This window comes from Bacillus sp. MM09(2025), assembly GCF_050496725.1.
Lineage (GTDB): Bacteria > Bacillota > Bacilli > Bacillales > Bacillaceae > Bacillus > Bacillus pumilus.
Genome location: NZ_JBNWEN010000003.1, coordinates 18,103 through 31,383 on the forward strand (window position 1 = coordinate 18,103; position 13,281 = coordinate 31,383).

The 13,281-nt window shown below is 39.4% G+C and carries 9 protein-coding genes; 8 read left to right on the forward strand and 1 reads right to left on the reverse strand.

Annotated features, from left to right (window positions below; all coding sequences use genetic code 11):
- Window positions 1-59: 59 nt before the first annotated feature.
- The 8 genes from ACQYAC_RS04215 (at window position 60) to ACQYAC_RS04250 (ending at window position 12,071) form a co-directional block, all read left to right on the forward strand.
- Window positions 60-7,064 carry a DNRLRE domain-containing protein gene (locus ACQYAC_RS04215; protein WP_429942799.1) on the forward strand — a complete coding sequence of 2,335 codons (7,005 nt, stop codon included), beginning with the start codon at window positions 60-62 and terminating at the stop codon, window positions 7,062-7,064.
- Between the two features lie 13 nt (window positions 7,065-7,077).
- Window positions 7,078-7,470, forward strand: a complete 393-nt coding sequence (locus ACQYAC_RS04220) for a YxiG family protein (RefSeq protein WP_429942800.1) — start codon at window positions 7,078-7,080, stop codon at window positions 7,468-7,470.
- Between the two features lie 476 nt (window positions 7,471-7,946).
- Entirely contained in the window at window positions 7,947-8,324 is a 378-nt protein-coding gene (locus ACQYAC_RS04225) for a hypothetical protein (protein ID WP_429942801.1), read from the forward strand.
- Window positions 8,325-8,377: 53 nt separating this feature from the next.
- Complete coding sequence (locus tag ACQYAC_RS04230) at window positions 8,378-9,247, forward strand: alpha/beta hydrolase (RefSeq protein WP_429942802.1); 870 nt, start codon at window positions 8,378-8,380, stop codon at window positions 9,245-9,247.
- 76 nt (window positions 9,248-9,323) lie between these two features.
- Window positions 9,324-9,680, forward strand: coding sequence for a winged helix-turn-helix transcriptional regulator (locus ACQYAC_RS04235; RefSeq protein WP_029708013.1), 357 nt, complete (start codon window positions 9,324-9,326; stop codon window positions 9,678-9,680).
- Between the two features lie 338 nt (window positions 9,681-10,018).
- On the forward strand, window positions 10,019-10,651 hold the full coding sequence (gene hxlA / locus ACQYAC_RS04240) for a 3-hexulose-6-phosphate synthase (protein WP_003216301.1): 633 nt from the start codon (window positions 10,019-10,021) through the stop codon (window positions 10,649-10,651).
- A complete protein-coding gene (gene hxlB, locus ACQYAC_RS04245; RefSeq protein WP_429942803.1) occupies window positions 10,648-11,205 on the forward strand; it encodes a 6-phospho-3-hexuloisomerase in 558 nt (185 codons plus the stop codon). The genes hxlA and hxlB overlap by 4 nt, the downstream gene beginning before the upstream one ends.
- A gap of 140 nt (window positions 11,206-11,345) precedes the next feature.
- A complete protein-coding gene (locus ACQYAC_RS04250) occupies window positions 11,346-12,071 on the forward strand; it encodes a DsbA family oxidoreductase (protein WP_061408689.1) in 726 nt (241 codons plus the stop codon).
- Between the two features lie 33 nt (window positions 12,072-12,104).
- On the opposite strand, the gene ACQYAC_RS04255 is transcribed toward ACQYAC_RS04250, so the two are convergent.
- Window positions 12,105-13,205 (reverse strand): substrate-binding domain-containing protein, encoded by a 1,101-nt coding sequence (locus ACQYAC_RS04255; protein ID WP_429942804.1) that lies wholly within the window; start codon window positions 13,203-13,205, stop codon window positions 12,105-12,107.
- Window positions 13,206-13,281 lie beyond the last annotated feature (76 nt).

Sequence of the window (13,281 nt, forward strand, 5' to 3'; positions counted from 1 at the left end):
GTATTATTATATATGGCGTAATGTTACAAATGTTACAAATATATGATAAGGAGATTAATATGAACCTAAAAAGAAAAGTAAATTGGAAAAGAAATATTGCAGCTCTTCTATCCTTTGTGATGCTTATATCAATGTTACCTTCTGACATTTTTGCAGAAGAACATGTAGAAAATACAAAACCAAGTCATAACAGCTTAGAAACATTCGACAATTCAAAAGTCCTAGAAATGGCAGGAATTGACGAAGATGAAATTGGAAAAGACGGAGAAGTTCTTTCAGAAAGAACAGAAAACAGCAAGCTTTTTTATGAAGGAGAGGGTGTATTTACACAAGAGGTTTATCCTGATCCTATTCATATTAAAGAGGCTCCAGATGCTGAGTGGGAGGACATCTCTCCAGAATTAAAGACGATCTCGAAAAAAGAAATAGAAACAGAAAATGCGAAATTAGAAACTACTTTTCAAAAGCAAATGAAACAAGGACTATATGCGACATTTGAACACAAGAAGCATCAAATTGAATTTTCAATTTTAAAAGCTTCAGGGAAAAACAAATCAGAAATCAATTCCAAAGATACCTCTGCACAATTTAAAGAGAACACCAACGAGCTTACATATGAAGAGGTATTTCCAAATATAGATTTACGATCATTCACCTTTAATGAAAACATCAAGGAAGATATTGTACTCAATCAATATGATGGCTACAATTCATTTACATTTAAAATAAAGACAGATCTAACTGGGGAAATTGAGGAAGACGGTTCTATTACATTTTACGATCAGAAAAAACGGACCATTTTTCAAGTCCCGAAACCGTTTATGACTGATTCTAATTTAGATGAAAAGTCAGGTGAAGTGGCTCGCTCAGAAGATGTGAGCTTTAAATTAGAAAAAGAAGACGATGGCTATTTACTTCATGTGACAGCAGATGAAAAATGGCTCAAAGATCCTGAACGAGTTTATCCTGTGTCTATCGATCCTTCGACTTCTTTATCTGTATCAGCAGACACATTTATCATGAGTAAGTACCCAACAACAAATTATTCATCCTCTACGCAAAAATGGGACGCTAAACTTAAAAGTTATGTACTCAAAACAGGTTATTACGATAAAACAACTGGTACAAACTATGCGTTCATGAAGTTTAACTCATTCAAACCGATTCAACATATGAATGTAACGAAAGCGACGCTCAAAACGTATGTTGCTCATTCATATTACGGGACGAAGGCTACTGGTCTTTGGCTGGATACAGTGAATGCCAACTATGATCATACAAAACTAACGTGGAACAATAAACCAAGCTCCAAAAACATCGGCAAAGCCAATGTATATAAAGGACAATGGGCGAGCTATGATGTGACATCAACCATCAAAGCTTGGGATAGCGGAACAGCTAACTATGGTTTTAAATTACATGCAAATGGAAATGGGCAAGACCATTGGAAAAAAATAATCTCATCAACAAACTCTACCAATAAACCAGTCATTGAAGTAACGTATACCATTCCACAGGCAAATGCACCAACTGTAAAAGGTTTTAGTAATGGAAATGGGACAGGTTACTTAAACTTAAGTTGGAAAAAGGTGTCTGGCGCAAAAGGTTACAAAGTGTGGCTATACAACGGAAAAGAATATGAAGCCATTTCAGTTGGAAATGTAGCATCATGGAGTACAAAAGGGAAGAATATTTGGCCGACAGCGAGCGAGATTGCAGCTAAGAAATATAAACTTCATTTAGACGGAAAAGGGGGGACAGAATTAGCAGTTGATCCTTCCCCAGTTTACAAAAACTCAGGCGGCAATTATGCGACAAGTAAAAATTATTGGGTAGCTGTAAGTGCGATTTTTGACCAAGGTGAAGGCGCAATGTCAGCAAAAGTAAAACCTGTCGTGCCAAATGTAGCTAGAGCGAAAGCACCTAGTACAAAAGGCTTCAATAATAACAACGCAACAGGTTACTTTGATCTTTCTTGGAATTCAGTATCCGGTGCGACCGGTTATAAAATACAAATGTTTAATGGGAAAAACTATGAGACATTGGATCTCGGGAATCAAACATCCTGGTCAACAAAAGGGAAAAAAGTATGGCCGACAGCTGCTGAGATCAAAGCAGGTAAATATGCATTGCACCTCCAAGATGGAAAAGGGGCGGAGCTTCCAATTCATCCTGGTGCGACTTACAAAAATGCTGGAGGAGATGGGGCTCAAAAACATTATTCCTTCAGAGTGATTGCCTATAATAAAGATGGAGAAGCCATTGCTTCACCGCCAGCTGGACCAACTTTACCTGATTTATCTAGACCGAAAGCTTTATCTGGATATGCTTATACCAATACAAAAGAGAGCCAAACGGGTTATATCAATCTACATTGGGATAAGGTAAAAAATGCAAAAGGATATAAAGTTAATATCTATAATGGTAAGACGTATCAAACATTTGATGTTGGCGATGTCGATCATTGGACAACACAAAACAAGAACATTTGGCCGACTCCTACTGAAGTTAAAAGTGGGAAATATGTGCTTCATACAGATGGTAAGGGCGGGGAATTAGCGCTAGACCCATCACCAGTATATGAAAATGCGAATGGAAATTATAAAGGACGCAAGAACTACTCCTTTACTCTTTCCGCCTACGATGCAAATGGAGAAACCATTCCGACACCAGCCTTTAACCCGACATTCCATGAAGGTGCCGAATTCCTTGGAACAGAGGATTACTGGTCGATTATTGATATACCAGACGGCCAGCTAAATGGTGCAACTGGTAATGTGATTGTCAGTGAAGAAGAAATGTCGATTGATGGAAGAGGACCAGGAATTGGAATTGGTCGAACGTACAACAGTTTAGATGCAGCTGACCACCTGTTTGGTCAAGGGTGGTACGCAGATGTAGAAACGAGTATCACGCCAACAAAAGAAGGTGCCATCTATCTTGATGAAGATGCCACAACTCATGTTTTTACAAAAAAAGCAGATGGTACGTATCAACCACCAACAGGTATTTTTCTTGAATTAACGGAATCAAAAGATGAATACATGTTAAAAACGAAGGATCAAACCTTTGCGCACTTTAGTAAAAATGGTGGGAAGATCACCAAGGTTGTAGATGGACATAAAAATACAACGACATACAAATATAACGAAAACAATCAGCTCACTTCAATGGAAGATGCATCTGGCCGAAAAATATCAATCGATTATGATGAAGATGGTCATATCATTTCGGTTCAAGGACCAAAAGGGAAAAAGCTTTCATATGAGTATGATGCAGGTTTACTAACGAAAGTCATTGATTCAGATGGAACAAGTATCTCATATGAATACGATAAAGAAGGCAGATTGATTAAACAATTCTCTCAAAACAGTACAAAAGATCAGCCTGTTTTTACAGAATATCAATATGAAAATCATCGTTTAGTCAAGGCAATTAATGCAAAAAAAGAAACCTTTGAGTATGCATATGATTTGTCTAAAAAGACACTCATGCTAACGCAGCCAAACGGGCGAAAAATACAGTATACGTATAACGAAGCAGCCAATCCAATTCAAGTTGTAGATGATGCGGAAGGGCTTAAAATCACCACTAAAACGAAATATGAAGGCAACCAAATCGTAGAAGAAACTGACCCAAATGATGTAGAGAAAGGAAAAGCTACAGAAAGCTATTCGTATGACAAAAATGGCAACGTCATTCAGGCGAAAGATGCTTATGGGACAGAAACCTACGAGTATAACAAAAATAATGATGTCACTAAAGTGAAAGATACAGAAGGAGATATTACAGATATCGCCTATGATGGATTAGATGCTGTATCTGAAACGGATCAAAGTGGAAATATGTCTTCAGCAAGTATTTATGACTCGTACGGAAATTTGGTACAAACGAGTAAAGAACTTGCTGCAGGTGCGAGTATATTAAAAAATGGCAGTTTTGAAGATACGCTAACTGGCTGGAAGCTTACAGCATCTAAGGATGACGGGAAATTAGCGCAAACAGCTGGGAAAAGTGGTGTGTTATCTGGCGGCCGGGTATTAGAGATCAGTTCACAATCGACAACTGAAGGAACCGAACTTGGCTATTCTTCAGCTACTCAAGAAGTAATACTAGAGCCAAATACGACGTATACACTGAGTGGAAAAATAAAGACAGAGTTAACGAAAGCAAGAGCATTTTTTAACATCGATTTAAGAGATACAAACAACAAGCGAATTCAATGGATCAGCAACGGCTACAGCACATTATCAGGCAACAACGATTGGACAAAACGCCAAGTCACGTTTACGACGCCATCTCATGCAGGCAAAGCTGTGATCTATATGGAAGTGGATCATCGAGATAAGGCTGGAAAAGGAAAAGCCTGGTTCGATGAGATTCAGCTAGAAAAAGGCGAAGTTTCATCAAGTTATAATCCAGTCAAAAATAATTCCTTTACGGATAAAACAACAAGCTGGAGCGGGTCAGGTGGTTCATTAGATAATGAAGAAGGCTTTAACGATGACGTTTCGTTAAAAATGACCAGAACATCTTCATCTCAAGCGAATGCCATCTATAAACAATCTGTACCAATTGAACAAAGTGCAAATGATCAATCTGTGTATTCCACATTGACTGGGATGTCTAAGGCTGAAAAGGTCAAAGCCTCAAATGAAAATGATTACTCACTTCAAGCGTCCGTTACGTATACAGATGGCACAACAGGAACGTTTAATGCGAAATTCCCAACCGGTACACAGGAGTGGAACCGAGCGGCGGTTGTCATACCAAAAACAAAACCATTGAAAAAAGTCGACGTTCAGATTGTTTTCCAAAAAAGCGCGACTGGAACGGTTTGGTTTGATGATATCCGTCTAGTAGAAGGTAGTCTTTTAACGAGAACCACTTACGACGAAAAAGGGAACTATGCAGTTAAAGAAGAGGATGAGCTTGGTTACTCATCTCAATCTGTCTTCGACGAAACAGGCAAAAAACTTTCTGAAACCGATGCGAAAGGCGAAAAAACAACATTCGAATATGACCAGGCTGACCAGCTGAAGAAAATCACTTTATCTAACGGGACATCCATTGTGAGAACGTATGATAAAGAGGGCAATGAACAGTCGAAAACCATTCGTGCAGAGTCAGATCAGACGTATCAGTTTGAATACGACCTGATGGGCAAATTGACAAAAACCATTGATCCATTAGGGAATGTGTTAAAAAGTGAATATGATGCAAATAGCAACTTAATCAAAACCATTTCTGCTAATGGACATGAAGTGTCTCTCACGTATGATGGAACAGACCGAGTGAAATCCAAGTCATACAATGGGACAGAAAAATATCACTTTAGCTATGATAAAAACGGAAACGAAACAACGGTTGTCAACAAAGAACAAAACACAACCAAAAACAGAACGTTCGACCAACAAAACCGCATCACAAAGTTAACAGAGCGTGGCAGCAGCCAAACTTGGACGTATCCAGCCGATTCAGACAAACTGAAATCCTTTGAGTGGACACACGGAAATCAAAAAGGGACGAACCAATTCAGTTACAATAAGCTTGATCAAATGACGCAGATGAAGGATTCGAATTCTACGTATTCGTTTGATTATGATGAAAATGGAAATGTTCAGTCCTTTATTACAGGTAACGGCAGTGGTGCTAGCTTTGCTTATGATGAGCGCAACTTAATCAATGATTTGCACATTGGAACAAGCCAAGGCACGACGATCTTAAACGAAGCTTACGAATATGATCAAAATGGAAACAGAATAACGGTTGATCAAGGAAGCAACGGGAAGATTCGTTATGAATATGGAAAATTAGATCAATTGATCAAAGAAACTCATCCAGATGGCACGGTTATTGAGTACACATATGATGGGTTTGGAAACAGAAAAACCGTCACGGCTGAAAAAAATGGCACTAAAAAAACAATCAACGCATCATTCAACATCATGAACCAACTGACAAAGGTAAATGATGAGACTTTAACTTATGACAAAAATGGCAATCGAACGTCTGACGGGCAATTCCTTTATGAATGGGATGCAGAAGATAATATTACGGCCATCAAGAAAAAAGGGGAAGACAAGCCATTTGTCACTTACAAATATGATGAGCGTGGATACAGAATTCAAAAAACAGTGAATGGAGAAGTCACCAATTACTTTTATGACGGCGACAGCCTGAATGTTTTATACGAAACAGATCAAGACAATGAGGTCACCAAAGCATACACATACGGTGACAGTGGACAACTCCTTGCCTTCACGCAAAGTGGAAATAAGTATTTCTATCACTACAATGCACACGGAGATGTCATAGCCATCACAAATAGTGCAGGAAAAATCGTCGCCGAGTACGAATATGATACATGGGGCGTTCCAACAAAGGTAAAAGAAGATGAAGAAGTAAAAGGAAACCCATATCGCTATGCTGGTTACCGCTTCGACGAAGAAACAGGACTTTACTATTTAATTGCACGCTACTATGAACCGAGAAACGGCGTATTCTTGTCACTAGATCCATATCCAGGAGATGATGGAGGAGCACTAGATCAAAACGGGTATATTTATGGAAATAATAATCCAGTCATGAATGTTGATCCAGATGGTCATTGGGTATGGATGCTAGCTGGAGGAGCTATTGGAGGAGTTTCTAGTTATAAAGCTGCTAAAGCCAGAGGTGCAAAAGGATGGAAGTTAGTAGGTGCTACAGTTATTGGAGTAGCTGGAGGAGCTATCGGAGGAGGGGCTCTACGAATTGGCAGTTCTCTATATAAAGCCGGGAAACTATCTAAAACCTATTGGAATGCTAAAAAAGTTGCTAAAGCGAAAAATGGGAGTATAAAAAGAGCAAAAAATAAAAAAGGATGGGTAGTAACGACTAAAAAGCATACAGTAAGATTAATGGGAAGGAATTCTGGTGAAAGAAAAAAACCTTATTACAGAATGAGTCATAAAACGAAGGGAGCTATGAATAAAAAGGGGGAATTCAGTGGACTTAGAGAACATACTCATATTAAATTGAAATGGCGCTCATATAAAAATATAAATAAGAGAATACGTTAGGAGAGTGAATGAGTTGTTTAGTAGTGTAGAAAAATGGATCGATTATCTAGATGGGGGTTGTAATGTACTTGGAGTCACATTTGATTTGTTTCATAAAGAATTAGTACTGAGCGTAAAAGTATCAGAATTAAATAAAGTTACTCAACATGAAATACGATTTATGAATGTGGCAAGTCTTTATTATAATGGGGGTGAAGGTAATTATAGATTTGAAGAATTGATAGAAGAAGAGATGAATTGGCAGATTTTTGAATGCAGTTACCACCCTAATGGAATAGGGAACCTTAAAAATGAACTTCTTGAAGAATTTGATTCAAATGCAAATTTTCTATTTGACATAAATTGTATGCTGATCGCGATAGAATCCAAAAAAGCATGTTTCGACTCACAGGAATTTATTTGCTAATAAAATAGTAATTAAAAGGGTAGCTTTAGGTAAGTAAAGCTACCCTTTTTAAAATGAAGAGAATATTTCTGGAAATCTATAAATATTAATATAAATTAGACTCTGATTAAATACGATTATCCTTTTTTAAGAAGGTTTAAACAAACTTCACATCGGAAACAGAAACCCTATTAAAGTTATTAAACAATGTTATCAATACATATTTCAGTCCGCTTATCCAGATGATATCGTCTCTTTTGAAGAAGATACTGTTATATGGTCCGATAATTTTATTTATTGCACTTGTTGCGGGGAGCTCGAGTCTTGTGATCGATCATAAACGAATACCGAAAAAACAGTTAAACTTTCTGCGTCAGTCATTTGAAGAGCATTGTCCTCAAATCGTTTAATTTTTATTACATGCCTATATCCAGTACCATGAAGAAACAAGAAAACGAATCATTGTACTTATACAATAACCTCTTGGAGGACAAATGATGACATGGTTTTTAAATGAAAAAATCCAGAAACAAATCCCTGATTTCAATATCAACCATCTAAAGCAAATCAATGAATTTCATTACTTTAAAGAGTATAATGAACATTACGACTTGATCAACTGTATTGTTCTGCACATCCCATATGAATCCCCGAATCTACAAGCAGACATTCATCTGAAATTCACCAACGTTTCTTCTGTTCAAATCAAAGATTTGGAGTTAACAAACGATTCCTATCTTTTTTTGAACATTCAACTTTTGGATAGAGGCTGGGAATATTTGAATTACTTTGTCGAAGATTATGAAGAACAGTATTTTTCTTTTTATTGTGAAACGGTTCAAGTCATACAAGTCGTATCAAATGAATCGGGCTAGTCTCTCTACATATGTGCGAATCATGCTTCTCCATCCCAACATAGAAAGGTGCAATGACATTGAATCGAATGATGAAATGGCTTTTATTTGCGGCAGTCATCGCTGGCTTATTGGTATGCGCATTCTTTGTGTTCCGTTTCAACCAGCCTAAGCCGACGACGAACATCCATTATGCAGACACACAAAACAAACAGCAAACACTGGATATATATATGCCAAAGGGAAAAGATGAAGACAAAAAGAAGAAGCATCCCGTCATGATCTATCTCCATGGCGGCGGCTGGACAGGCGGCGATAAGAATAGAGTCGCTTCAAAGGCTGATTATTTTACCGGTCAAGGGTATGTGTTTGTTTCAATGAATTACAGGCTTCATCCTGATGCCAACTACGAGCAGATGGCAGATGATACGGCAAACGCCATTAAGTGGGTGAAGGATCATGCGTATGAATATCAAATCGATTCATCAAAAATCAATGTCATGGGTCACTCAGCGGGCGGTCATTTGACGGCGCTGGTTGCCACAGATTCAACCTACTTAAAACGTGTGGGGCTGTCGCCAAAAACGATCAATTCCATTGTTGTTCTAGACGGACCGTTAAACCTCAATCAATTTATACAAGCCATCCCATCGTACAAAAAAGTCTTTGGCAAACAAGAGGAGAATTGGACAAAGGCATCACCTGTCACTTATATGAATCAAAAGAATGTACCTCCAGTCTATTTGGTTACAGGCTGGGAAAATCCTGAGGTGTACCGATTTGCAGAAAAACTGAATCATGATAAAGGCTCTCGGTTTGTTTTTCGGGTTCATTCGCTGAGCCACAGTGACTTGAATAAATGGTTTGGATCAGACAGGGCGCCAAAAGAAGCGCAAGATATGACAAAGGCTGTGATGGCTTTTGTCAAAAAACAAAATCAATAACGAAGACCGTATGTTAGGCAATCCATTTTGCCGCAGTATATGATAAAGGGTAAATGGTTTGTAATGAAAGGAGTGTATGTTGTTGTCATCACGTATGGAAAATAAAGTGTTCAATTGCGAAAAAGAGCTGACGCTGAATATTATCGGCGGTAAGTGGAAAATGCTGATTTTATGGCACCTTGGCAGAGAAGGGACAAAACGGTTTGGTGAGCTAAAGTCGTTAATGCCTGGGATTACGCAAAGAATGCTTGTCAATCAGCTAAGAGAATTAGAGGAAGATCACATTGTGCATCGGGAGGTTTATCCTGTCGTTCCGCCAAAGGTTGAGTATTCACTCACAGAACTAGGAGAAAGCTTAATGCCGATTTTAGAAGCGATGTATGATTGGGGAAAACAGTATCTCGACAGCAATTTTTTAAAGGATGATAAATAGAAAGATGACCGATGTAGACAAAGAGCTAAAATCACTTTATTTTAGCTCTTTGTCTTTTTTTTAGCGTGACTTGAAAACCTTTGCAGTCTAGGAAGGCCGAGTACCGGAGCGGCATCAGAACACAGACATGACACCGAATGCGAGGGTTTGTGCGCTCGCTGACATACTGGTCGAAAAGACAGTGTCTTTTTTGTAACCATATGCGAAAAAGTATAGTATGTAAAAAAAAAGTGCGTACTTGGATTGCTTCCATCCTGTTGTTATACTCATTTCATCGTGCAAGAAGCCCTATCCACGGAGCTCTTGAAGATGAAATGAAAAAATAGGAGTGAGCGTTCATGAAATTACAATTAGCATTAGATTTAGTGAATATACCAGAAGCGATTGAGCTGATTAAAGAAGTAGAAGGATCGATCGATGTAGTCGAAATTGGAACACCTGTTGTGATCAACGAAGGCTTGCGTGCCGTTAAAGAAGTCAAACAGGCATTTCCAAACTTACGTGTACTCGCCGATCTGAAAATAATGGATGCGGCCGGTTATGAAGTACAGCAGGCATCTGAAGCTGGAGCAGATATCGTGACCATTCTTGCAGCGGCAGAAGATATGTCCATTCAAGGAGCCGTGAAAGAAGCGAAAGCAAGAGGGAAACAGATTTTAGTGGATATGATTGGTATCAAAGATATCGCTGGCCGGGCAAAAGAGCTGGATGAACTTGGAGTCGATTATATTTGTGTGCACACGGGCTATGATCTGCAAGCGGTTGGTCAAAACTCATTTGCTGACCTTATGACCATTAAACAAGTCGTTAAACAAGCGAAAACAGCGATTGCAGGCGGAATTAAGCTTGATACGTTACCTGAAGTCGTGAAATTAAATCCTGATTTGATTATTGTCGGCGGTGGTATCGCAAGCCAGGACAATAAAGCAGAAGTGGCCGCACAAATGAAGCAGCTGATCGCACAATCATGAAAACCAGTGACTATGTGAAAGCCATTTTGAATGAGCTTTCTGAGCACTCGCCCGCTATTCAAGACGAACAAGCAGAGCGGCTTGTCTCAAGCATTTTAGCTGTAAGAAAGGTCTTTGTGGCAGGGGCTGGCAGGTCTGGTTTGATGGGAAAATCATTTACCATGAGACTCACGCATATTGGCGTCAAGGCGTATGTGATCGGTGAAACCAATACACCTTCTTTTACAGAAGAAGATCTCTTGATTGTCGGGAGCGGCTCTGGCCGTACAGAGACTTTGCTTGTCCTTGCAAAAAAGGCAAAAGCAATTGGCGGAAAAGTGGCAGCTTTTACGCTTTCTGCTCAGTCACCTCTAGCTGATCTATCGGATGAAGTCATCTTACTGTCAGGTGCGCCGAAGGATCAACAGGAAGGAAGCCATCATACCATTCAGCCAATGGGCTCGCTATTTGAGCAGTCGCTTCTTCTGACATACGATGCGGTTATTTTGCGGCTAATGGAAATGAAAAAGCTCGACACACAGACAATGTATGGTCACCATGCAAATTTAGAATAGTCATTTTCAAAGCCTCTCCTTTCTTAAAAGGAGAGGCTTTTTCATTTCAATCAAGATCAGAATCTTGACATAACCGATTTGATGTAACTATAATTGTTACATCGTTAAAGAAAAAGCGTAAACACGAAAGGAAGATGAACATGAAAGTGCAAATCTGGTCAGATATCGCCTGTCCTTTTTGTTATATAGGAAAAAAACAACTAGAAACAGCGCTAGAACAATTCCCTCAAAAGGAACAGGTAGAAATCGAGTTTAAAAGCTTTGAGCTTGATCCACATGCACCTGCTGAGGTCAATTATGATGTCCATGATATGCTCGTCAAAAAATATGGGATGAGCCGCAGCCAGGCCATGGCGATGAATGAGCAGGTGAAGCAGGCCGGCAAAGAGAAAGGAATCGATTTTCAATTTGATCCACTCGTGTTGACAAATACCTTTGATGCCCATCGATTGGCGCAATATGCTGGTCAAATGGGGAAAGGCGATTTCGTCATGGCAGAGCTGTTTCAAGCATACTTTACAGATGGAAAGCATGTTGGTGATCGTCAAACCCTTTTAGACATTGCAGAAAAAGCAGGTCTTGATTTGCAGGAAGTACAGCAAATTTTAGGCGGCGAAGAGTTTGCCGATCATGTCCGAAAAGACGAACAAGAAGCGAGACAGCTTGGTATCAATGCTGTTCCGTTTTTCTTGATCAATGACAAGTATTCAGTGGCAGGTGCACAGCCAGCCGATACGTTCCTGCGTGCACTTGAAACGGCTTGGACAGAAGAAGCAGCTCAAGCTGATAAAGCGGCTTCTAATTCATTTGAAGCGGCATGTGCAGATGGCGTATGCGCAGTGCCTACTCCTAAAGAAGAGATCTAATCATATAAAAAATGAGCCTCTTGCGGCAAGGGCTCATTTTTTTCTTGCATGTATTTGTTTGATCGTTTCTCCTGGAACCAATTCAGGTTCATAAAAGGTTTGATGAGGGAGATTTTTCTTCCCTTGCACCTTTTTAATCATCCAGTCTGCTGCATCCCGGCCCATTTGCTCCTGAGGGTGCGTCAGTGTTGTCAGCTTCACATGGGCATTTTTCTGGGCAATATATGAATTATCCTGTCCAATAATGGAGAGATCCTCTGGAATGGACAGCCCGATGTCACTGCATACATTGGCAACCTCTAATCCAACCTCATCGTTATAGCAAACAAGGGCAGTCAGCTCATGCTGATGCATTAATAAGAAAGTTTTAATATCATCCCCCAAATGTTGCTTCGATTCTGTATCGAAAAAGAGGACGTGCTCAGGCAGAAAATTAAGCTTCGCTTCACCGAGCGCTTGAATATAGCCTTTCATTCGGTACTTTCCCTGTAAATCATCTGTTTTTGAAATGAGCCCAATTTGCTGATGCCCCGAGGTAATCAGCTCTTTTGTGGCTAAATAACTGGACTTCACATCATCCAAACAGAGAAAAGGAACCTCTAACTGCTCATAATAAGCATTGATCATAATGAGCGGTACATCCTGTTCTTTAAAAGATAAATAGTACGAGATGTTTGGATTATATAAATTACTTTTCGTTGGCTCGACAATGAGTCCGTCCACACCAAAGGACAGCATCATTTCGAGCGCTTTTTTCTCCTGTTCTACATCATTATTTGTACTCGCCAGTAACAAAGAATAGTTCTCTTCGTTTAATCGGCTTTCAATGCCTCGAATGATGGAAGGGAAAATGTAATCGGATATGTATGTCGTGATAACCCCAATCGTTTTCATATGCGCATGTCCCGCAGGCTTTGTTTGATATTGATTGGTCACAAATGTGCCTGAACCCTTCTCACTTCGCAAAAAACCTTCGCTCGACAATTCTAAGATGGCTTTTCGAACTGTATGCCTGCTCACTTGATACATCTCCTGCAGGCTTGATTCAGTTGGAATACGTTCCCCGATCCGGTAATCTCCTGTAAGTATTTTGCTTTTTATATCATCGATAATGATCTGGTACTTCTTTTTCATCGTTTCACTTCTTTCTCAGTTGATCATCTACTCGGATTGAGAAGAAATTGTATGGACATATTTTAACATGGTTGTC

Coding starts and splice junctions, on each gene's coding strand:
- ACQYAC_RS04255 (WP_429942804.1), bottom strand. CDS start 13,205: ATGAAAAAGAAGTACCAGATCATTATCGATGATATAAAAAGCAAAATA.
- hxlA (WP_003216301.1), top strand. CDS start 10,019: ATGAAATTACAATTAGCATTAGATTTAGTGAATATACCAGAAGCGATT.
- ACQYAC_RS04215 (WP_429942799.1), top strand. CDS start 60: ATGAACCTAAAAAGAAAAGTAAATTGGAAAAGAAATATTGCAGCTCTT.
- ACQYAC_RS04250 (WP_061408689.1), top strand. CDS start 11,346: ATGAAAGTGCAAATCTGGTCAGATATCGCCTGTCCTTTTTGTTATATA.
- hxlB (WP_429942803.1), top strand. CDS start 10,648: ATGAAAACCAGTGACTATGTGAAAGCCATTTTGAATGAGCTTTCTGAG.
- ACQYAC_RS04235 (WP_029708013.1), top strand. CDS start 9,324: ATGTTGTTGTCATCACGTATGGAAAATAAAGTGTTCAATTGCGAAAAA.
- ACQYAC_RS04230 (WP_429942802.1), top strand. CDS start 8,378: ATGACATTGAATCGAATGATGAAATGGCTTTTATTTGCGGCAGTCATC.
- ACQYAC_RS04225 (WP_429942801.1), top strand. CDS start 7,947: ATGACATGGTTTTTAAATGAAAAAATCCAGAAACAAATCCCTGATTTC.